Source organism: Haloquadratum walsbyi J07HQW2 (assembly GCF_000415985.1).
Classification (GTDB): Archaea; Halobacteriota; Halobacteria; order Halobacteriales; family Haloferacaceae; genus Haloquadratum; species Haloquadratum walsbyi_B.
The window spans coordinates 516,956-539,235 of sequence record NZ_KE356561.1 but is presented as its reverse complement, the minus strand read 5'-3'; the positions used below and the strand labels follow the sequence as shown (position 1 = coordinate 539,235).

Here is a 22,280-nt window from a genome sequence, read left to right as displayed (position 1 = left end):
AGCACAATGGACTTTACAAGACGGTCACTCATACTTGGAACAGCAGGAGTAGCCGCCGCGGGGGCAGGAGTCACAGCTGCCGCAGGAGGGCTGCAAGGTAGTGTCGAAGGACAAGCCGATGTCCAAGCTGAGCAAGCACTGACGGTGAATGATGTTGATGTTCGTGGTACTGATGTAGATGCGTCGTTTACGCGCACAAGTGACGATAACACAGAGTTTCAGGCAGCAGTTGAGTTGAATAATGGTGACCTTGCTGTGTTTGAAGCTGAGGTTATAAATAGTGCAGCGGACGGCTTAGATGTTCAAGTTACCATAGATGCACCTGATCCGATTGACACCGACGTTGTGAGTGGCAAGTCATCTGCAAGTGATGGAGGTGATGTATCAGCCCCTGGTGATCTCGATCCTGATGATAATGGAGTGAGCGGGGCTTCCCCTGATGGCGGTAAAGCTGTTCAGACTGGCGAAGGCACGTTTATTGCAAATATTACTTCTAACGGTAGTGGTACTAGGAAACATAATATTGGTATCATTGCTGAACTTGACGACACCGCTGATGCTGGATCATACGATATTGGCGTTGCGATCAACCCATTGAGCACGGACAATTAATTGCAATCTGGACGCTACGAGTCGTGGTGTCCAAGAGGCGACTGTCGCCGTCTGACATGGACGACAGTGAGAGAAATAATGTCAGTAAATTGTAAATTGGCACGATGGTGACGTGTCCGCTCAATCAATAAAAAAAGGAGGCGACCGCCAGGGTACCAGCGAGAGGGCTCTCCTAGAGTCGGGAGGTCAATCCCACCACGCCCGAACAACCGTGTCGGACGTTGTAAGTTCGTCGGGCTTCAACATGTTCGAGGTGGAGTCCCCTTCCTCAAGGAACGAGGCGAAGCCGAGAGAGTAGGGAGGGGAGGAAACCGTCTACCAGTACGGAAACAACCAAGGTTTCAACAATTAGTGGTACTTCTATGAAATTACGATGGCATTAGATGATGAGTACCACCGTCGAACTGCTATTACACGACTCGACGGACTCTCTCAAAAAGACCATGAGCTACTCCAAGCGACTGTCGAAGAGTGGCTCGACGGGTGCAACATTGCATCCAACCTTGCGTGGGAGAACGAACACTCTCAGTCTGGTGTCAGAAAAGTAGCGAAAGGCACAGTAGAGGAAGAGACTAATTTGGGGAGTCAGCACTCCATTCTTGCCTGTCACGAGGTCGCCAGTAGCATCCAAAGCTGCATCGAACGACGAAAAAAGGGCAAGAAAGCAACACAACCACACTTCACCTCGAAGTCTATCACGTATGATAGACGAACGCTCACCGTGTTTCCTGAGAAAGAGCAGGTGTCTCTCACCGTACTTGGTGGCCATTCTCGTGTCAGGGCAGACCTCGCACTTCCAAACAACGAGGATGGATACCAATACCAGTACTTGAACGACGATGAGTGGGAGTACACTGAAACCACGCTACACCACAGAGACGGCGAGTGGTACATTCATCTTGGTTATCGAAAGAAGAAGCCTGAACCAGAGGCAACGACGCAGAACGGAACGGTTCTGGGTGTTGACCTCGGAGTCAACCAAATCGCCGTCACCAGCACGGCTCGCTTCTTCAGCGCAGGCAAACTCAATCACGTTCGCAGAGAGTTTGAGGAGACTCGTGGCAAGCTTCAAAAGTGTGGTAAGCAATCCGCTCACCGAACTCTACAGCAGGTGAGCGGTCGAGAAGACGAATATGTGAAGCACGTACTGCACTCTGTGGCAAACGGGATTATCGGAGAAGCTGTTGAACACGATTGTGATGGCATTATCTTCGAGAAACTCGATGGTATTCGAGATGACCTTCCATATGCTGACTGGCATTCGATATGGGCTTTCCGCAAGCTCAAGAAGTTTGTGGAGTACAAAGCTGAAGAGGAAAGCGTGTTCGTGGATACGGTGAACCCAAAGAACACTTCCAAGCGATGCAACGAGTGTGGAAGTGTTCGAGATGATAACCGACATCGAGACGAGTTCGAATGTCAGCGATGTGGAAATCAGAACCACGCTGACTATAATGCTGCTAAGAATATTGCAGAATTGTATCTCCTACGAGGCCATCAGCCGTCTCGTAGGAGGAGCGTCAGTCAATACGCTCTAAAGTCAGGGCCTAGGACTCCGAGTTGAGAGATACACTCTCATACCAAAACCAGCCGCGAGGTCGGTTTGGGTTAGAGGAAGAGGCCACTGACAAGCCCCACCCTCAACGAGCGAATCGGTTTACCCGATGAGCGAAGTAGGGTGGGGTAGTTGACTCGTCGTATGCTTTGAGGATCTCTAGTAACTCCTCTGCGGTCGGTCCCCTGTATTGGCTGTCCTCAGGGGCAACGTATCCCCGGTTTAGTGCCGTCTCAGCAGTCTGTGGCGTGATTGGATCGCCTCGGGCGTAGTCCGCTGCGGAAAACTTCGCCAGCCCATGAGGGGCAACATCGATAGTCTCGCCGAATATGAGAACCTCCCGTTCGTCATCGATTCGTGGTGATCCAGGCTCGGTCTCGGTGCTCGCATTTGTATCAGTCATGATTCTTCGTCTCTCTGTGAGGAACAGCGCTCCAGTGGGCACCCGTTTGAACGTGGATCGACCATACCGGAATACTGCTCCTCAATCCAGAGGCACGGGCGGGGGTCTGGAACATTTTCCTGACCCCCCCACCCGAGCCGGAATCGAAACGACTAGACGTCGGTTATTCGTGTGAACAGCCGCCGTAGTGGCTTGCGTGTTGTGTGCGACCTTGCAAGGCTTCGACTTTGCACTCTTCGCAGATCACAACATACGCCCCGGTATGTCCGTGAGGTCCGACCTCTGGACGGGGGGCGCTCCAAGGGTTGGACTCGTCGCTGTCACCAGAACAGGCTGAATCGCTTGGCTACGATCTCATCGCACAGGCGCGCGATGTGGCAAAAAGTGGTGACGAATGACCCTGGAACCGCACAGTCCGAAAGACGTCCAGCGACTCAACGACTGGGGACGCAGGCGAACGGTGGAGCATCTGCTTGATGTTCGCCAGCTCAGTCTGACCGACTTCGACAGAGAACAACGCAGCCAGATTACGATTTTCGGCACGTATACCTCTGCTCGGAGCTTTCTTTTCCGACCTCACTGTGTTCGATAAGGACTCTCCGGCGATTCAGCGCGCGTTCAGGAAAAAATGATAATGACGATCTTCCCTGTTCAGTCTTTGTCGGGTTTCAGACCTGACGGCACTTCTGCTTCTCCTATCGGTGCCACATGAGCAGGGGCTGTCTCTGTGCAGTTGGACCGACTTTTGTGGCTCCTGGCTGTCGTGATCAGCGACCGAGGGTCTTGACCAGGGTGGTCTCAGACCACCTCGGCTACTGCTTCGCGCAGACTCAGCCCCTCGCCGACTACGTCGCGGCGGTAATGCATGTAGACCGCGCCGAGCGGTGGCTGGAGGATGTACGCCAACGCGATAGGCAGGACCGCCTCCGCGGGCACCGACCCGGCGGCGACGACGACCGCGACAGCGATAGAGAGGTTGCGCATGCTCGTCGCGTACACCAGCGCGACGCTCCGTTCAGTGTCGAGCAGTGCCCGCCCGAGCCCTGCGCCGACTGCGATGATGACGGTGTAGAAGACCACTAGCGGGACGATGGTGCTGGCGGAGGCGACCGGGTCGGCGAGGATGCTCTGTGAGCGCATCGTCATGGCGATGAAGACGATGAACATCACGCCAACCGAGCTCAGGCCGCCGAACGTCGGCTTCAGTCGCTTGAACCCGTCCGACCCGTACTGCCGGAGCAACAGGCGTCGCGTGAGGTTGCCGGCGATCATCGGAATCGCGACGACCTGTGCGAGCTGCTGGTACAGCGCAGTCGGGTCGAACGCGACCGAGGCGGGCACGAGCACCGAGAGGTACGCTGGCAGGATGGCGACAGCCGCGAGCAGGTTCACAGCCATCGCAACCAGTGCGACTTCAAGATCGCCGTCGGCAAGTCCAGTCCACGCGGCGGTCATCCCGGACGTTGGAATGAGCGCGATGAAGTACAGCCCGACCGCATAGGCTGGATTCCCCGCAAAGAAGGTGCGCGCAAGGCCGACCGCGAGAAGCGGTGCGATGACGAAGTTCACGATGAGGCTCAACCCGACCGGCTTCGCGTGGTCGCGTAGGTTCAACACCTCCTGCAGATCGATGTTGATCATCATCGGGTAGATCATCAAGAACAGCACCGGAAGCACGGCCGCCTTCACGAGGCTCTTCGTTCCGGCGTCTGCGGCCTGCCCGAATGCGAGACCGGCGACGAGCGACCCGAGGACCACGTAGATGAGATTTTCCTTGACAGCGGTCAGAGCGTTCTGGATCATGAATGGAATAAAGTGTGTGTATAAGAGTGGTGATTAGTCGTCGGTGGGGGCGGGCGCACCGGTCGCGGCCACCTCACTTGCGTTTAGCGCCTCGAAGGCCTCAGCAACGCCACTCCCGGCAATGTCGAGTGCCTTTTGCCAGGCGACGGACGACTCGGGATCGTCGGGCGCGAGGCCGACCTGTTCGAGCACCTTCGGCAGGCTGACGTAGTAGACGCGCTGGGTCTCCTCGCCGACCTGTTGAACGATGACGTTACACGGGAACAGCGTGGCGGCGTCGCCGTGGGTCTGCTCGGCTATAATCTTGCCGGCGTGCGGGTTTCCGATGCCGATAACGCGAGTCGCTGGGAGTTCCTCGCCGGTGTGTTCGCGGATGTTCTCTGAGGGGGAGAACTCTGTTGGGGTGCCGAAGCCGGCGTCGGTAAACGCCGTTTGCACCCGCTCGACGGCGTCCTCGTGGTCGGTCTCGAGATAGGTCTCGCGGGCACCGATGTCTGCGAACGATTCCTCGAACGTCGAATCGCTATCTGCTAGCATATATTATATATTGGGCTCTACGCACAAGACTATTTTGCCAACAACAGCCGTTGCCGTCCTCAAGGTGACGATCAGGCTAAAAGAGATTATATAAATGTTATAAATGGAGAATTTACATCCTGCACATGACTATCGTACACTAAACTGGAATATGGTGTTGTGCAATATTTGAAATACTACTTGCGTACGACGGGTCCGAACCGGGCGATTACGCACTATCGGTGGTGTTCGACTCCGACGTGGTGACGTGCAACGGTTGCTTGATGCAGCCGACGAGCACGGATCACTTACCGCGCCCGAGATTGCTACGATTCTCGATGAGCGGGAGTTACCCGTTGAATATAAGACACGCTCATCGGTAAGTAAGCACGATCAACAATCATGTTAATTACGTGGTGCAAGAGATTGAAAAAATAGTGTTGCTACTCTGAAAAAACAAATATCACGAGATTTTATATGTGATGATGATAAAAAGAATGACTGCTAGGGGTACGAAATCAAATGATGATTCCGGGTCTCAGAATTAACCGAGGCTGACTCATCCAAAGAACAAACTTGGCTAATTCGGAGGTATGCCCCTAGCAATCAAGCTGAACTAGCGGTTTCATGCATTAAGTAATTTGGTACACCTGTCAGATTGTATATAGTACCTGCTAAAAGACTCATACAGTAGATCATTGTTTAAGATGGTGAAGGCGATATCATTGACATCCTCCTCCGCTTTTAGGCGGAGGAATCCTGAGCGTGAGTGTGAGTGTTGGAGATTTCAGGTTCGCAGTCCCACCGAGCATCCAGACAGGAAGAATCTGAAGGGATGCCCGTGGACTGTGGCGGATAGAGTGTAGTGGGACTGCTGGCGATGGGAGTGCCAAGCCCCAGCCCCGCCCCCGGGACTCCACTCCTATCCTCCGTCATATGCGGACTCCCAGAGTTGGGTTTGCCTCGGGGCGTCCAGCAGACCTCAACGGACACGGACTCGGAGTTCCTGTGAGTTGTGCTTCCAGCAGTCAACTCCAGTCAGTCCAGTCAAGTCCAGTCGAGTCGTATTCTGTGAGAATACGCTGGTTATCGACTGGGTCCGATTCGATTATTGCTTGCTTGGTGGCTTGGGGCGGGGCGGGGCAGGGCAGGCCGCCATCGGAGGATTCAGCAGAATCACTCTATTCTGGCTTGATTCGTCTCTTTCAGAATGATTGCCTGCCGCTTGAAACGATGGATGGTGACATCTCGGGCTGGCTATCACACCGTGGACTGTTACTCGGGTGTCGGATTCATCCTATCTATCTGTCCTGCGGGTAAAGGCGCAGGTATTCTTCTTGATTCTGTATAATTTCTGTTGTTTTTTCTAATCGATTAATTATGAGTGATACTCACAGTCAATAACCGAGATCCCAGTATACGCGTCACCAATATACGGGAGCCTGTGAGCGACCGATCTTTATATAATCCGAGTATTATTCTTTGTTAATCTGGACTGTTGACATTGAGTGATTGTGGTCTACAGCGATATTTTCAACTGGGAACTCAAACACATGTGTCAGCGTATTTTCACCATCGTCGTAAGTTACCTCAACAGCCCCAACTGCGTCACCTCTCTCGGCTTCTGCGTCAGGTGAGTCGATAAGTATTGTCGCCGTTTCAGCGTTATCGTCAGTTCTTACCTCGGTTAATGTCGGGTTGTCACCTTCGAACATGTCGCTGAGATCAGCATCCTTCCTTTCGGCTTTCTTGATTAGCCGGTTAAGCCGCTTTATATTTCGCTTGGTTTCGAAGTTGTCCCCTCCAGAGTTGTTACTGGTGCCAGATTGTCGGCTTCCTCTGCGTCCTGTTGGGTGGCGTGTGCTTCGTGGTTTGGATCCGAGCGGGTCACTGTCAGAGAGACTGCTGGCGTTAGTCTCAATATCGAAAGTGAAGTCATCCTCATCAAGATCATCCGCCATCGACTGTAGTTGTTTCAAAAAGTTGAGCAAGTCCTTCATATATGATCCTAAGAGAATGCAGCTACATATATCTACGCCATTTGTGAACCTATATCATACGCGACGGTCTCGAAAACCGGGGAGGATTAAACAGGCTATTTCCGACACAAGCATATCCCCTTCCTCTTGAGATCCTCTCCGCCCGTCGGCGAGGATTCCTACGACACCATGCCGTTGCGCTGAGTTGGGTTGGGTTAAGCTAGGTTAGTGGGGTTTTGCCGCCGTCTGACGTGGACCACGACTGGCTGTGCCACCCAGCCGTTGCTCCTCTTCTCTCCTCTCCTCGGCATGAGGATCGGAGTTATTTTTATTGACTGCAAGCCTGAGTGTCAGCACAGAACGGGTATCTCTGCGTGCAATCAGGGGCCCCGATATTGACCGATTACACGGGATAGGCGGGTACACCGTCTCGGATAGGATACGATATTTTCACATTAATGGACATCTGTCGGATTCATCTCCGCCCTCAACAGCGGGTTTTCTGCTCGACTCTCCATAGATCTCCGGGCGAGGGTCGCTCCTCTGTTTCATCATCATCAAATACGGTGCCGGTGTGAGCCGTCAATAACGCCACCGCCCGCCGTCACAAAGACCGGCTCTGGATCAACGTTCGCATAAAACGTAGAATCAATGTCACTCTCAGCGAGTGCGTCATAGTACTCAATGTTTCGGCAGAGAGACGTGCTCTTGATATGAGAGACAAGCTCTGGAAGATTTCCGGAGGTCAATACTATCATTTAGTCCGAGGCGTTGTTGAGAGAACGCTCCAAGGGTCATGTCTGAAAGAAAAATCAGCCTATATGAACACAGCGTCTTGATATGCCAACTCGAGGACAGATGAAGAACTCGTGACAGAGAGACTCCCTGATGCGCTCTGTTGATGAATCATCAATGTCAAGATCAACTGTCGATGTTTCTCTGTGAGAAAACACCACTCGTCGATTTATGTCCCAGAGTGGGAGTCGGAGTCGAACTCATGAAGCGAAGGAAACTGGTATTTAGTTTCATCACTGCGGGGACGGTCGCAATTGCTGGGTGCTCTGGGGGCGAGACACAATCCGCAGAGCAACAAAGAGAGTTCTCAACAACAGGCAACGACTCCCAATTGATTCAATCGCCGGTCGACAAGTTTACGCTCACAACCGAAGATCTCCCTGGCAGTGACTGGGAACAGAATCGGTCGGGTGCTGATGCGACATTCGCAATGCAGGGATTTTCAAAACCGACTCCAGAGAGTTACGTTGCTGTGATGTTCAATATTCGGAAAAAACCTGATGTATCTGCTGCGACAGACGGATATGACCCGATCACTCCCGAATATCTCACAGGATCATCGGTAGGGGAAGCTGAATCTCGAGAACTCAACGTTGGAGTTGCAAGTGAGCTGTATTCATGGGATGGTGAGAATGGTGTAGGACCAGGGTATCTTCTAAAAATTCGAGATGCGAACGTGTTTTGCCATCTCCTCTGGGCGGTGAGACCCTCAGATGGAGAGTATCTGCCGGAAGATCCTGTTACCTTAGATCAGATGGGACAGTTAGCGGTGACAATCCATACCAAATGGCGATAGAAGACACTCTGCTCTCAGAGTTCGGTCTTCTGGCAAATCCCCCAACACAGGAGGAAACACCGCCTTCGATATAGCCAAGATCCAGAGGATATGGAATAGTAAGCCTGTTGTTTCCATAGAGAGCCATTTCTTGATAAGAGAGTCGAAGAAGTGCAGTGATATGTCGGATACATCATAGTAGTCGCTGCTTTGGTAGAGTGTTGTGCTCTTGACGCGAGAGAGAAAACAGGTGTAGTAGTTCCCGGATACCGAGCACGGGGATCAACCAATGATACGTGATGCTAAATAAAAAACAGACATCGTGCGAGTCTGGGTGGTTGCTGTCTATGGAGATCCGAGGAGAAAGCCTCGCGCTTTAGCGCGGGTATGAATCCGACATTACCCTTCACGCTCTACTGTTCGATGGCACGGTTGGATATTCCACGCTACTTTAACCCACAGCTCTAGCTAAGTTGATCAATATAAGTTACATATGGCGAAACAAGTCGTCACACGCACCTATACTGCTTCATACGGAACCAGTCTCGAGTGCAAGACGACCTCGATTCGCTTAGGTTCGCTGCCTCGAAGCTCTGAAACGTCGGACGGTGGACCTGAAGCCGGCTCTGGGATCAAATCGACCAACCCCCACTTACAACGAACTCACCGTGCCTCAAACCCACGAACACTATGATGACCTGCATTCACAGTCAAGTCAGCGAGTCCCTCAAGAACTCGCTGAAGCGTTCAACAGTTGGTACGGCAACCGACGAAACGGAGATTTGAAAACGAACCCGCCCGGCTACCGCAAACACAGCGACGAGCACCCACGAAGCACGGTCACGTTCGAAGAGAAAGGCTTCAAAATCGGTACGCAGTACGACCGCGTTCGACTCTCACAAGGATCAAATCTAAAGCGTATTGGTCAGACTTCGTTCTGTGTGAGTACCACCCCGTCCCGACGTTGATCTTACCACGGTGGAGAACGTCCAACAAGTCAAGATTGTCTGAACATGCGACAAGTGGGAATTATAGTTCGTCTGCAAGGTCAAAATCGACCTCGATGAAGCCCCCGGGTGAGAAGACGGTGGGGATTGACCTTGGTATCAACACCTTCGCCGCACTCGCCTACGAAGATGGTCACAGTGAGTTGTACCCACTCAACTGCTTGAAACAGGATGACTACTACTTCAGCGAGCGAATCGCTCGGTGTGACGACTCGGACTCTATACAGGCTACCCGGCTGAGTGAAAAGAAGTCCACTCGCCGCACCCACTACTTCCACACCCTCTCGAAGCACATCGTTCAGCGGTGTGTTGAAGAGCAACTAGGAACGATCGTGGTGGGTAATCTCTCCGGCATCCGTGAGGATGAAGAGACCGGCGGGAGGAAGAACTGGATAAACACGGGAATCTCGACATGCACTTGTGGGCGTCCGACCGCTTCATCTTGATGATTGAATACAAAGCGGAGATGGAGAATATCACAGTTGAGGACGTGTTAGAGCGGGATACTTCAAGATCGTGTTCATGCTGTGGTCGCAAGCGTGTTGAAGTCAAACTGATTTCTCATACCTCGCAGTAGTCGAAATTGATGTCCTCATGGCTATCTACCGTTTCACCCTCACGGCGCTTGGCATCTGGCGGAGGGTTTGTTATTTTGGGCGGTTTGGCTGGCGAGGTATCCAATCACATGTCTGATCTCACAAAATCGGGGTGAGTACAGCAGGAACTCGCATTAGCTATATAGGCGTTATTTAATATATTAGTCAGATGAATAAAATAGAGTTGATCATGAGGCGAGTGATCATACTGACAGTGTTGATGGCGGCATTATTCGGCGGAGTCGCGTTCATGCTTTTCGGTCGAACTAGTACACTAGCGGGAGTTGTTGTGGGAGTGATATTCAGTCTTAATTGGAGATAATATGCGGATAGTGGGGTGGGGTGGAGGTGACGCTGTAGGCTCACAACTAATATGTAATACCTGTATTGTTGACAGCGACCAACTCAAGTCGATATGGTCATATCAACTGTGAGCGGGTCGTCATGTGATTCTAGACAATTTGTATCATTCATAACTGCGGTCAGAAAACATAGGATCAGTCTGGGAGGTTATATTTGCCCTCCTGGACAGCTTCTATTCTCAATAGTGATAGCTACAGATCCGCGTCAGTGTGTTTAGGATCCGATATTTTACCCCTCCAGTATGCACATTATGTTACTATGTGTATGGAACAACAAGCAAAAACACACAAACCGCACAACGGCGTGGGATGTGCTGGCTGTCAGTGTTTTTGTCGTCTTGACTGTCTTAACTCGCAGGGTGACGTTATCTGCCAGGATTGCAATCTCTGAAGATAGACAATGATGGTAATATTCATCGGTTTGGTATATCTGGCAGTGTTCTGCACTGAGTCGTTATGGTGTAGATCACTGACAGACGACACTCGGAAGCTCCCATTTCCCCACTCAGGGAGACACACATAGCGAGTGGCTGAAAAAAGTCACACCCTCTTTATTCCCATTGAGATAATCACTCTGCATCTGAATGCATTCACAAACTACGCTGAGTAATGTGTACAGAGACAGTCCGATCTAACTGCTGTAGAATGAATCTCACATGCCAGTATGTTTACTCTCTGTCGAGATGACCGGTTACCGGTGACTTTCCAGGCGCGAGCACGGGATTCTCAAGAAGACTGTATCACACTGATATTGATATTGACTTCTCAATCCTCGGTAACGTAGGGTGCCCCTGGAACCGGGGCAACTGGTCCAGACAACAAACCCCGACTCCCCAGAGGAGTTATACAGATATTATATTAATATAGGACGTCATGGAATCAGTCTCAATCGACGGCAAACGTGTCGATTGAGTGGTGAGATACCCATCAAATTGGATTGGTATTCGCACTGGTATGCAAGATACAGGGCGCATATCTCGCACACAGTGAGCCACAGATTGAGCAGGTTGGTTCGGTCAGTACAGTTGGTGTGCTAAGCAATTGTCACACATACGTATTTGTCTACACAGATGTCCTACCGCGTAATATGAACGTCCTCTCCATGCACTGGGCTTCAGACTTCGACAACTACTGTTGATCGAAACCTCGGCACTCACAGCGATTGCTTTGTCGTATGACTACGTGACAATAGAGGGACTATCAGATGCGTTTCTCGGTATCATTGGAGCTGGTTTGTTGCTTGCATTGATACTGACTGTTCCCGTACTGCTGTTTGACCGCAGTTTAGATTTAGACTAATAACGCCAATGCCGATGGGTACAGCAAACTGAATCCATTGACCGTCAATCACAACTGGTGTACCCGCCACTGATACGAGACCGAGCATGATCAGGATAGCTGTGATCTTCGTCTGTATATCAGTCAGAACCGCTCAATACTGACAGATACTGACTGCTTTCGTCGGCGATGGATCTGCTAAAGAGCGCCGGCTGTGGCTCTCCCAGGGATGTGGATGTAGTCTTGTCTCCTCGTCAAGTTGCTCCAGCCGTCATTGATTTACTCCAATCGTCAGTGAGTTCAGTAGGTCAGACACTACGCGATCCGCTGTGGTTCGGATCGGGAACGACGGCACCGTATTGAAAATAAAAATACCCGCTGATTATGAGGAATTCGATTGCGAAAACAAAGAGCAAGATGGCGGGATCGGATGTGTTGAGTCCAATCGATCTCCCGGAAACGCTGTACTCCACAACTTTTGGGTAGGTCGCGCCAGAACTACTGATGAGCATCGTGGTTGTGAGATTAACGCCCGTGTGGAGACCGATAGAAAACGCAAGTTCCCCGGAGAGCAAATAAGCCCACCCGTACAGTACACCACTGATAGAGGTCATCACCAGCGCATAGAGTAGCGAGTCTCCTGTCGAAATTGCTCCGGAAATCCCGTGACTGAACCCGAAGACAATCGAACTACTAACTAGAGCCCCGAGAATGACCGCTCGGTCGGAGAACCCTCTAGACATAAGCCCTTCAATGGCATTTGTAATAAAAATACCCCTAAATAGCGTCTCCTCCCAGACACCGAGTGCTATCCATCCGAGGAGGAGGATCCCAACCTGAAGGACGATTGGGACGGCAGCCGCGTCGGTCCAAGTGCCGACGATTTGTACCCCTCCCTGCTGGTACTCAATGACAAATAACACAGACACAACGAAAACGCCTAACGCAAAGCCAGCGAGAGTATCTGCCCCCCACTGACGGGACAGATTGAACCCGTAGTCCGTGATATCCCAGCGATCGACGTATCGCTTCAGCAGAACCATTGCGATGAGGACACCAATAACGGCGGCCGGATGCACAACGGCTATTTCTGCCCAACCGGGTGGATCTATTCCTACTGCACGAACTGTGAGTATGAACCCAAAAACGGCACCGAATGTGATGACGACAGCTACCAAAACACGCCAAGAACATCGCAACTGTCCATCTTGAGAGCCAAGTAGTGCCGATCTGACCGTGGAACTCAACGTTTCTCTCACATCGTCATCAACTGAATCACTCGAAATAAAAAATGACTCAGCGTTTCTCTCACAACAACACATGCTGAGCCACTCGATACAACGCGCGTATTTAATACGTCGGAGATAAGCAATCAGGGCTGTCTGATTAATCAATACAGCGTACACACGTAATCTAAATGCAATTTACTGATATAACACGTTGAGACAGACTCAATACAATTGCCTCTAGAGTAAGGGGGGTTTGTCTAGGGTAGCGGTACCGAGTCTCAGGAGTATTAGAGTAACCCATTGCGTTAGACTGGTGTTCTTGACGCGAGTGCATGGTGAATTATGCACGCTACAATTAATTAAATTAGTCACTTACCATCATGAGATGGTAACAACATTGAATATCACCGTGACTGACGAAGTGGCGGACAATGCCCGTGCAGTGAAACAGGCCCGCGAATTGACATGGGCGCAGTTCATTGAAGTGGCAACAGATGAACTTGAGAGGTCAGATGATGGCACGGTGGCTGAAGCTGTATCATTAATAGAAGAACTCGAGAAACTGGGACCGGACCAATCGCAGCCGAGTCAAAGCCAAAACCAGGAGGACGAAGCTGAGTCCCTAATAGAAGAAATCGAGAGAATAGGACTGGAACAATTGGAGCCGACCCAGATCAAAAATGACGAAGCCGAGTCCTCAGTCAAAGAACTCGAGAAACTGAGCAAAGAGGAGGACGAAGCTACGACGATAGCAGAAATACTCGAAAAACAGGAGCAACCACAGCCGACTCAAGTTGATGATGACGAAATAAAGTCGCTCAGAGAAGCAATCGAGAATGACAGCACTCCTGAGTAATCCGGTTAAAACGTGGTCTTGACACAAGCCCTGGGGAAACACACAGCGAAAATACAAACCATAGTCTTGCACATCGGTGCAGCGATTGAGTGTGCAATAAGTCGAGATCATACCGTCACACGTGGCGTAATTACCCTCGCACCTCACCCGTGGTTTATAACTGATCACGAATATGACCCAGTGAGCCACGCCAGCAACCACGGTGATCTGGGAGAGTTGTACAAAAATGAGGATTAAATCAACCGATGACTGGGAGCAACTCTGGGAGAGTCTGTGTGAAGCAACCGATGAGCAAGCCCGGAGCAAAGCACTCGATGCAGCTGCGAGATATTATCTGAACATGTGTGGTGTGAAGGCATACGGGCGTGGTGACTGCAACGGTTGCTTGATGCAGATGAAGAACACGGAAGCCTCACCGCTCCGGAGATTGCTGCGGTTCTTGATGAACGTGAGTTACCAGTGAAGCACGAAACCACGTCGACAGTCGGCGGAGAATAACTCCGAAGTCAGTGACGGTGAAAATGGGCATGTTTTCATGTGAAGAGGCAACCGAATGTCTGATTCCTGACTTCGGAGTATCATATTATTTAATTACAGATTAAAATAAATTTCGAGCGGGGAGCTCCCAGCAACATATGAAAACACACTCTTCAGTTGGCAAGGAGTGAGTGTGAACACGCACAACAACTCACCCACGTTTGGCTTCCGTGCGCCACTCGGCTTCACACTCATCTGAGCAAAAGACGTTCTGATTCTTCTCAAGTTGGTGTTGTGGACGGCGTATATCTGTCCCACAGTTCCCACACTCGGTTGGTTCTCCCGCGAGAGTCGTATCATGCGAACGGGAAGCGTGGATCCTTATTTCGCGTGTGGCATCACATTCATCTCCACAGATAGGACATGACGGCATGATATAGCATAGGTATATTATCACAGAAAATACATCCGGCTCTCAGTTATGATACTGATCAGGCACGTGTGCCTGCATAAGAAAGGATTTACCGGTATGAGTGCGTTCAAAGTATCCTAAACGGTAATATTGTGCACACAAGTGTGGGTAAAGGGTATATGCCGGGGTAGACGCGTGATGAGCGGGGGGTGGCCGAGTCACTCCTCGTCGTCCATACCGAAGTCGCCCACTTTGCCCGCGCCGTGACTCCGGTCTGTGCCTTCCGCTCCTAGAGTGTACGCTCGCGCTTCTCCTCACGCCTGGCTCTTGCCTAATCTGGTGAAACAACAGACAGACTACTGATATTGCTACTAGCTGGCGTGCAAGATAGAGAGGACAGAGAATGTAGTCAGCATTTTAGCTTACCAAATAATTAAACAGATTCAGTAGAAGCTATGCAACATGCGCTCTGATTGGTCCCCCCTCCAGACTGCGGTCACAGAGGCGACTAGTTTTCTCGTAATAAAGGGTAAACGAATAGCCGGTGCTATCCATTTGATGATCTTGACGATGTGGAATATTCTCAAACGGCTCGCTCGCGCTCTATGGTCACTGGGGATCACCACCCACAGTAAATCAAGCATGGTCCTCTCTGGGCCTGTCAAACAGTTCGTGACCGGACCGCTATGGGTCGTCCTTCTAGGAAAGCGTCGTGACGTCTCGCTGCTCATCGCGCTATTATCGCCGGTATTGGCGCTCGTGACGGCTTGGTGGGTCGGGTCGACGGTCGGCTATGAGACGTTGACTGCGTGGGTTCGTGGGACGTGGTTTGGCACTGAGCCCTCGCTGGCAATCTTCCTCGGCGTCAGCGGGTTGCTTGTGCTTGGAGCGATTAGCGCGGGCATCAACTCGGGACTGCTCCCAACAGGCCTCCTTGTGGGGGCGCCAATCTTTGGTGCAGCCGTCACCCGATACGGAACGACCGTCACCTACACGTGGGGAAGCCAGGTCGTGTCGCTTCCAAATGCGGTAGGAATTGCTGTGCTTTTCGCACTCGGGTTTGGAGTCCCCGCTACCGTCAGTGGGTTAGTTCTGGGTCGTGCACTACGTAACGTAGTGCGTGTGTATGGAGGTCGATCTGGGCCATCCTCGGCGGCAGAAAACGCCTGACTCTGTCGTCCGCCTTTGAGAGTTCTACACAATTCTGTTCAAATTCGCTGCGCTTTGCCTACGATGCCGTTGCAATCTCCAGCTACGAACCAGGCTGCAAGAAGCTATGAGATGGATTCTATGACACGCTCATAATGGTCGTCCCCGACGATGTGAGCGAATCCTGTATTTTCGTTCGGGTGTATATAATACCCGTGTTTAATATGTGGAGAATACTCGCTTCAATCCCAGAGCGGTCCTGCTGAAACGCATTTACTTCCACCGTGCGTGTTTGAGTCTGGGCACGAGTGTTCAGGATTTTTTCGCAGTAACCTGTTGTTGAGACGGGATCCCCCTGAGTATCCCCTGTGACGAGCTCGATGCTCTGTATCACATATTCTGGGGTCACAGACGGTTCTGATATCAATGTTATCAGTTTTATAATATATACTATATCTTACATTATTTTTGCATGTTATCACTATATTTTGATATAATCAAAAAGTTCAATAAAAGTCGTGAAGTATGTCTATATCACTGTGTCATACACACGCCGAGGAGCTATCGCCCTGATCATCGGAGGGAGTGTTTTCTGGGCGAGTGAAACAGGCGCATTCAGCTCTGCAGAGACAACCCGATCAGCTACTATGAGTGCCGGTTCTGGTGAAACCACACTCCTCGGAATTCAGGGGATTGACTCACAAACGGTTGTTGAAGAACCCCAGACGATTACGCTCACAAATCGAACTCAAAGCTCGCTGGAAGTGACGATTCAAAGCCGAAACAATCGGTTCAATTTCAGCACATCTCAACTGAGATTAAACTCCGACTCCGGGCAGAGTGGAGATACATCCGTCTCCACCGCCACCGATCAGACTGGCGATGTCTCAGATGTGATTCAGTTCCTTGCAGAGTCTCCTGAGAATGGAACAAATATTCAGGTGGCTCGGCAACTCACAATCAGATCGGACTCTCTTGGAGCGAACAAGGGGCAACTCGTCTATGCAGTCAAGACCGATCAGTCGAATGGAGACATCAGAGTGTACGACCCAGTCGCCGATACGGTCAATGAGCCGCCACAGACCAGACCTGCATCTGCCCTCGGAGACACAGCAGATATCGTCGGCGACAGCACGGCTGATATTCCATACCTCACTAAGGAAGGGAGCAATCGGATTTTCGCGACCACTGTTGGGAACAACGAGGATACAAAAATCCCGAAGAGCAATAGCACCAACCCAAAAATTGATCCGAACAAGCCAACGCGGATCGCAGTTGGTGAGTGGCAACCAGCAACCCTGTCAGGGAAACTCATTCTCGCTGAGAGTAATCAAGGAAACATTGCTGGCGTCGATCCAGATGGAAATGCTGAAATCATCGCTCAGCCCGGCAACGGCTGTAGTGCTGTGATGGGCGTCGCTGATATTGACAACGATGGAACTGATGAGATAATTTTCTTTGATGGATCCCAAGAAATCCGCTACCTCAATCAGGACGGCAGTACGGAGAAAGTCCAAACAGGAGGTGTCGGAAGCAACAACGGGAGTGGAATTGGTCCGCCTGCAGATTTTGACGGTGATGGTATTCCGAGAATTCCATTTATTAATGGGAGTCAGAATCCAGCACTCATTACAGTTGATGGAAAAAAGACAATTTTGAACAAGAATGGGGTCGCACGGAAGGCTGGAGTCGCCCCTGTCGATATTGACGCTGACGGGGATCTCGAGCTCTTATTCTTAGGCAATGACGAAGGGAAGATACAATATGTCGACGATGTATTAAGCTCCAATACAATCAAGACACTCAAAGCAGATGGGAAGACAATCACGCCTGTCGAGAAGGTCGGGTTAGGATTCGGCAGAAAGTGAGAGCGATAGCGATAGCAACTGGATTTGTCCCCGGCTATTTTGAGTCGTCTCTCCCCAGGAGTTATCAGTGGATTCACCCTCACCGGATGAATGCTCACAGTCGAGAACGATTGAGAAATGTCATAACTAGCAGTCTATGCCTCAGTTCTCTCAGAAAGATTACATACACACAATTACGAAGAATTAGTTGTGCAGGTGCAACCACACGTTTATACTAAAAACTAAGCCAAAGTTTGTCTTTGGAGTTCATATACCCTCACCCGACATCTGATCAATCTATTCTTAATCACCTGAGTGACTCACGGATTAAATCGAAATTCTTCCGTGTGTTCTGTGGCTGTCTTTTCTGTTTCATTCACAGTCTTCACTGCAATCGTGTATGGTTCTGTCTCATCAATTGAGAGCGTTGGGGGGACATACAATTCCGCTGGGGTCAACTCATACCGGTACGTCCCAATTTCGCTTGTTCCGGTTCCAGTTGGTGTGACCTCTTTAGTCAGAAGTTGATCTCCGTCACTATTGACAATTGAAAGCCTGATGGCGATAATTGGGTGATCATCATCTTCAACGATAATTGATTCCACGCCCAGACATCGATCCTCATGATCATAGAATATGGTTCCAAGCTCCACGATTCGAGGATTTCGACGAATCCGGGTGAGGATTGTTGCCCACGGGACGACCCGATACCCACCCACTGATCCAAGAATTCCGATGAGCGATAGGATCCCCGGAACAAGCGCCTGCTGTGGAACAGTTGATTGCTCAATCAGTGTCTTCTCCGGTGGAGTCACAACTGTCTCAATAGCCGATGCATCGGCACCGTACTCATCCTCCACATGCACTTGGACCGTGTACTGAGTTTTCTGTGTCGGATACGTGACTATTTGTCCAGTCTTGATTGTCCCATCAGGGAATTCCCATCGCACAGAGGAGTTGCCAATCTCATCTGAGATATTCGCGGTGAGCGTTGTCTCATCGGTGTCAGTCTGAGTCTGAGTCGTACTTATGTTCTCAATCGTTGGAATATCATTCACAATGATCGTTCGGGTTGTGGTGTCTGACTGCCCGAGGGTGTTTGTGACTGTTAATTCAGCTTCATATATCCCTGGCTCGGTGAATTCTGTCCGAATGTCCCTTCCAGTTTTTGTTGATCCATCTGGGAGTGTCCAAATGTATCGAACATCAGGATCGGTGAAGATTGCAAATGGAGAGAATCCAGGCGTCTCTGCCTCAAGTGCGACCGAGTCTCCCTGGACAGCAACAGTGGTGTCCAACACCTGCCAGCCATTATCGGTCAGTCGCGCAATGACAGCTCCAGCTGGATTAACCTGATCGAATGTCGCTTGATCCGCTGTCAGTGTGACTGTTGCCTCGGTATCGCTTTGGATTGATTCAGGATCGATGTCGACTGGTGCCGACACCTGCCGTGAGGAAGACACTGTTTCAGTTGATCCGACTGTTGAGCGAGTCGCACCAAGCGTAACCGTTTCATCTGTCGTCGCGATAATGTTAGAGTCACTTACCTCTAATGCAGACGTTTCAGACGCTAGTCCGTCACCTGCACTTGTCTCTGCATCTGAACTGGCGTCCGTCTCAGCTGTAATAACGGTAGGTGTCTCAGTGGTGATCACGGCGGTTGGCTGAGTATCCCCTTCTGGGAGTGTCTCTTCAGGGATAGGCTCAGTATCAATGACAGCCTGTTGTGATTGATCTTGATCCTGAGTTTGGGTTTCAACGTCAACTTCAATATTAGACCCTTGCTCCGATTGGTCTGGTTGTTGCTCTGCAGGAGCAGTTGCTGCGCCCCCTGTCTGTTCTTGCTCTCCACCCGAAATTAACTCCTCGTCCGAGTTTGAGCCATCTGAGTTATCATTTTCCCCTGCTGTTGAGGAATCAATGATATCAATTGTCGTGTTGTCGCTCCTGCTCCTCCCGTCTGCATCGGTGACTGTCACGCGAATGTCCTTTGAGCCACCCTCAGCGAACTCCACATTTTCAGCCGCAAACCCAGTCAATATCGGAGTGGGTGCTCCATCCTGAACCTGCTCGGTAATGCCGGCAGTCTTCTCAACACGATCAACAATCCCCGAATTCCCTGAAGAAATGAACACTGACGCTGTCGGGATTGCTCTCACAGTCTGGGTTGGGATGCGGTCACTACCGACTATATTTTTACCCGTGAGCGTGCTTACACTCTCGCCACTATCAGTGCCAGCACTCCCAGGAAGGTCACCTGTCCATCCAAACTGTACATTTGAGTCATCAACGATAGCGACCGTTCCGAAGCGGTCTGCTTGTGGGGTCGCTTCCAGAATCAGTTCTTCTTGTTGAATAGTCACATCTGTCTCAAGGAGTGTCCATTCGTCTCCGGCGGGGCTATGAATGATTCGAACATCCTCGGACGGGTTTTCAACCGTTATCGTTTGTCTCTCGAGTGTAAACTGGATTGCCTCAGAGGAAGTGACTGCGGGGTCATCTCCCGAGATATTGAATGGTCCGTCAATCACAGCTTGATTCTTTTTAGGAGTCCCAACCTGTCCTTTAACGAACGAACTCAGGCTCGGCGCTGTCGAGCCGGCTGCTGTGAGATTGACAGGCTGATTCACAGGAACCTCGGATTCAACATCGAGCGTTATATCTGCTGTTGGTGATCCTGTTGCGCTAATCAGTGTAGGCGGGATCGGATCAGACGGACGCGAAATCGGTCCCACTTGTGTTTTGATTGTGATTGTCGTTGTGAGCGTTTCTCCAACATCCACATCGGTTGTATCGATCTCAATACCGAGCGTTTCAGACTCTCCGGGCGAGAGTGTCAGGTTGCTCCCAGCGGCTCCAACGCCGCTATCGGCCTCAAGAAATGTGAGATCTTGCCCAACCGTGAGTTGTTGGTCTTGTTGCTCAACGATGACACTGACAGATCCAGCGTTCGTATTATCAGTGTGAGTAATAACGAGTAATTCCCGAAATTCGGTAATCGCATCTGCATTGACACCTGGGTTAGCAATGTCAATCGAGACGTTCGTGTTCCCGTTTGCTGTCTGCGACGTGTCTGTGACATACTGTTCGGCTCCAGGAGCCGGCTCAACGGTAATCTCTGGAGCCTGCTCGGAGAACAGCTCGTCTTCAACGACGCCTGGCGTCCCGACAATGGCTCCAGGAACGACGACAAGACACACGCACACGGCAGCAAGTGCTGGACTGACTGAATTAACTCTCATCTGTAGCCCCTGTCTGTCGAACGTGGACGGTCGCAGTGAGTGTCGAACTCGCTGATGCCGATGTCGATGCAGAGTCGCTAGCGACAACCCCGACGACACGCTCTTCACCTGGCTCAACTGTCACAGTGACATCAGCCCCGCTCAATCGCTCGCCAGTCTCAGCATCACGATACTGTAGATCAATAGCACTGGATGCCGACTGAGAAGATGAAGTTTCATTCGCATCCGCGCTTACACTCGTGTCTGCGCTGAAGCCCTCATCAGTGACCCAGATGGTCACCGCTTCTGTGTCAGTGTTCGTTATCGTGAACACTGGCTGAGATGGATTTGGTTGCGTTGGAATTGCCTGCGGAGGCGCAATGTCCACACTTGTGATAGCCCCATCACGCAGTGTGTTCTGGCTCGTGAGTGCTCCTGGGGCACCCTCAGCAGGCTCAATCATCACTGTCTGTGATTGCGGCTGTCTCTGTGAATTGTCCTCTGCGGTGGAGGCAGGTGTTGACGCTGCTGATGCAGAGGCTGATCCACTGGGACTGGGATTGGTGGCGTCTATCGCCGAGACCAATCCACTTGAGTCAATGATCGCCGTGATGACGGCTGCGAGGGCGAGCAACTTGGCTAATCGGGGTGTATTTGACATGGTCTGATGCAGAGTGATATCTCTGGAAGAGTCAGTTACGATGTAATTGTGATACTACGTAACCAGACATACGACTAGAAGAGATACCCACTGAGGGTGAGTGGGAAACTCTCAGGTGCGGTCGGATGAGCGTCGATTACCTATTTTGATTTTAAAAACCGATTGTTCAGATTATGCTGGGGTTTCGTCACTGCTACCGGGGGATGTAGCGAGTTGCTGATCTATGGTTGTGCTTCCGTCTTCATCGTCATTGACCGCAAAAATAACTATATTGCTCAGTATTGGGGTATCATTATTATTAGTTAGAGTGTTTGCCTCTCCATCAATTTCGACTGCAAAGCTAACTCTGATTGAGTCACCAGGCGCCACCGTCACTGCAGAAGCCTCATCAGGAGATTGATCTTCATCAGACTCTACCTCCGAGATAACAGCATCCGAGTCTGCGGTCGTCTCGCCATTGCCATCGACGAATGCGGTGTGAGTTGAAATATCATCTCTTAATGGCTTTGGATCAGGACTGCTAGTCACCTCACTAGGTGCTACGTCGCCCTCGCCCGCATTACTGCTGTTGATATGCTCACTGCTAATATAGAACGATGTGTTAATCGACGTATTATCTGCTTGCGCACCGCCCTGTGTTGCAATCCACACATCAACCGGCTCTTCACCGTTATTTGTGATCTCGATAAGGTCTTCAGCAGTCGTTGATGCTTTTGGATTCACTGCATCATCTAGGACAAGCTCAAA

17 protein-coding genes and 2 pseudogenes are annotated in these 22,280 nt (G+C 50.9%); 9 read left to right on the top strand and 10 right to left on the bottom strand.

Annotated elements, in window-relative coordinates:
• Positions 1–6 precede the first annotated feature (6 nt).
• Both J07HQW2_RS02565 and J07HQW2_RS02560 read left to right on the top strand, forming a co-directional pair.
• A complete protein-coding gene (locus J07HQW2_RS02565) occupies positions 7–612 on the top strand; it encodes a hypothetical protein (RefSeq protein ID WP_021053715.1) in 606 nt (201 codons plus the stop codon).
• A 373-nt stretch (positions 613–985) separates the two neighbouring features.
• Positions 986–2,176 (top strand): RNA-guided endonuclease InsQ/TnpB family protein, encoded by a 1,191-nt coding sequence (locus J07HQW2_RS02560; RefSeq protein WP_021053714.1) that lies wholly within the window; start codon positions 986–988, stop codon positions 2,174–2,176.
• A 76-nt stretch (positions 2,177–2,252) separates the two neighbouring features.
• On the opposite strand, the gene J07HQW2_RS02555 is transcribed toward J07HQW2_RS02560, so the two are convergent.
• From J07HQW2_RS02555 to J07HQW2_RS02545, 3 genes are all read right to left on the bottom strand, one after another.
• Positions 2,253–2,570, bottom strand: coding sequence for a hypothetical protein (locus J07HQW2_RS02555; RefSeq protein WP_021053713.1), 318 nt, complete (start codon positions 2,568–2,570; stop codon positions 2,253–2,255).
• 798 nt (positions 2,571–3,368) lie between these two features.
• A complete protein-coding gene (locus tag J07HQW2_RS02550; protein ID WP_021053712.1) occupies positions 3,369–4,373 on the bottom strand; it encodes an arsenic resistance protein in 1,005 nt (334 codons plus the stop codon).
• A 33-nt stretch (positions 4,374–4,406) separates the two neighbouring features.
• Positions 4,407–4,910 carry a DUF302 domain-containing protein gene (locus tag J07HQW2_RS02545; RefSeq protein WP_021053711.1) on the bottom strand — a complete coding sequence of 168 codons (504 nt, stop codon included), beginning with the start codon at positions 4,908–4,910 and terminating at the stop codon, positions 4,407–4,409.
• 247 nt (positions 4,911–5,157) lie between these two features.
• Between J07HQW2_RS02545 and J07HQW2_RS17345 the strand changes: the two genes are divergently transcribed.
• Positions 5,158–5,298 carry a hypothetical protein gene (locus tag J07HQW2_RS17345; protein WP_303703919.1) on the top strand — a complete coding sequence of 47 codons (141 nt, stop codon included), beginning with the start codon at positions 5,158–5,160 and terminating at the stop codon, positions 5,296–5,298.
• Between the two features lie 1,066 nt (positions 5,299–6,364).
• Here J07HQW2_RS17345 and J07HQW2_RS02540 read toward each other — a convergent pair.
• The gene (locus tag J07HQW2_RS02540; RefSeq protein WP_021053710.1) at positions 6,365–6,889 is read right to left on the bottom strand and encodes a hypothetical protein; all 525 of its coding nucleotides are present in this window, start codon (positions 6,887–6,889) and stop codon (positions 6,365–6,367) included.
• Between the two features lie 536 nt (positions 6,890–7,425).
• On the bottom strand, positions 7,426–7,626 hold the full coding sequence (locus J07HQW2_RS02535) for a hypothetical protein (protein ID WP_021053709.1): 201 nt from the start codon (positions 7,624–7,626) through the stop codon (positions 7,426–7,428).
• A gap of 239 nt (positions 7,627–7,865) precedes the next feature.
• Between J07HQW2_RS02535 and J07HQW2_RS02530 the strand changes: the two genes are divergently transcribed.
• The 3 genes and pseudogenes from J07HQW2_RS02530 (at position 7,866) to J07HQW2_RS17340 (ending at position 11,702) form a co-directional block, all read left to right on the top strand.
• Positions 7,866–8,459 (top strand): hypothetical protein, encoded by a 594-nt coding sequence (locus tag J07HQW2_RS02530; protein WP_303703918.1) that lies wholly within the window; start codon positions 7,866–7,868, stop codon positions 8,457–8,459.
• Between the two features lie 472 nt (positions 8,460–8,931).
• Positions 8,932–9,986 (top strand): annotated as a pseudogene (locus tag J07HQW2_RS02525) (RNA-guided endonuclease InsQ/TnpB family protein); the annotation flags it as partial.
• Between the two features lie 1,551 nt (positions 9,987–11,537).
• A complete protein-coding gene (locus J07HQW2_RS17340; protein WP_303703917.1) occupies positions 11,538–11,702 on the top strand; it encodes a hypothetical protein in 165 nt (54 codons plus the stop codon).
• A 287-nt stretch (positions 11,703–11,989) separates the two neighbouring features.
• Here the strand turns inward: J07HQW2_RS17340 and J07HQW2_RS02520 are convergent, their stop codons facing one another.
• Entirely contained in the window at positions 11,990–12,928 is a 939-nt protein-coding gene (locus J07HQW2_RS02520; RefSeq protein ID WP_303703916.1) for a CPBP family intramembrane glutamic endopeptidase, read from the bottom strand.
• 367 nt (positions 12,929–13,295) lie between these two features.
• Here J07HQW2_RS02520 and J07HQW2_RS02515 point away from each other — a divergent pair, with 367 nt between their 5' ends.
• Positions 13,296–13,766: a hypothetical protein gene (locus J07HQW2_RS02515; RefSeq protein WP_021053702.1), complete on the top strand. Its 471-nt coding sequence runs from the start codon at positions 13,296–13,298 to the stop codon at positions 13,764–13,766.
• A gap of 688 nt (positions 13,767–14,454) precedes the next feature.
• Here J07HQW2_RS02515 and J07HQW2_RS17335 read toward each other — a convergent pair.
• A complete protein-coding gene (locus J07HQW2_RS17335) occupies positions 14,455–14,676 on the bottom strand; it encodes a hypothetical protein (protein ID WP_021053701.1) in 222 nt (73 codons plus the stop codon).
• Between the two features lie 441 nt (positions 14,677–15,117).
• Between J07HQW2_RS17335 and J07HQW2_RS02510 the strand changes: the two genes are divergently transcribed.
• Both J07HQW2_RS02510 and J07HQW2_RS02500 read left to right on the top strand, forming a co-directional pair.
• Positions 15,118–15,825, top strand: a complete 708-nt coding sequence (locus tag J07HQW2_RS02510; RefSeq protein ID WP_021053700.1) for a DUF8071 domain-containing protein — start codon at positions 15,118–15,120, stop codon at positions 15,823–15,825.
• Between the two features lie 518 nt (positions 15,826–16,343).
• Positions 16,344–17,672, top strand: coding sequence for an FG-GAP repeat domain-containing protein (locus J07HQW2_RS02500; protein ID WP_303703915.1), 1,329 nt, complete (start codon positions 16,344–16,346; stop codon positions 17,670–17,672).
• Between the two features lie 299 nt (positions 17,673–17,971).
• On the opposite strand, the gene J07HQW2_RS02495 is transcribed toward J07HQW2_RS02500, so the two are convergent.
• The 3 genes and pseudogenes from J07HQW2_RS02495 to J07HQW2_RS02485 form a co-directional block, all read right to left on the bottom strand.
• Entirely contained in the window at positions 17,972–20,893 is a 2,922-nt protein-coding gene (locus J07HQW2_RS02495; RefSeq protein ID WP_021053698.1) for a PKD domain-containing protein, read from the bottom strand.
• On the bottom strand, positions 20,883–21,533 hold the full coding sequence (locus J07HQW2_RS02490; protein ID WP_021053697.1) for a hypothetical protein: 651 nt from the start codon (positions 21,531–21,533) through the stop codon (positions 20,883–20,885). The genes J07HQW2_RS02495 and J07HQW2_RS02490 overlap by 11 nt, the downstream gene beginning before the upstream one ends.
• 171 nt (positions 21,534–21,704) lie before the next feature.
• A pseudogene (locus J07HQW2_RS02485) lies at positions 21,705–22,280 on the bottom strand (hypothetical protein); the annotation flags it as partial.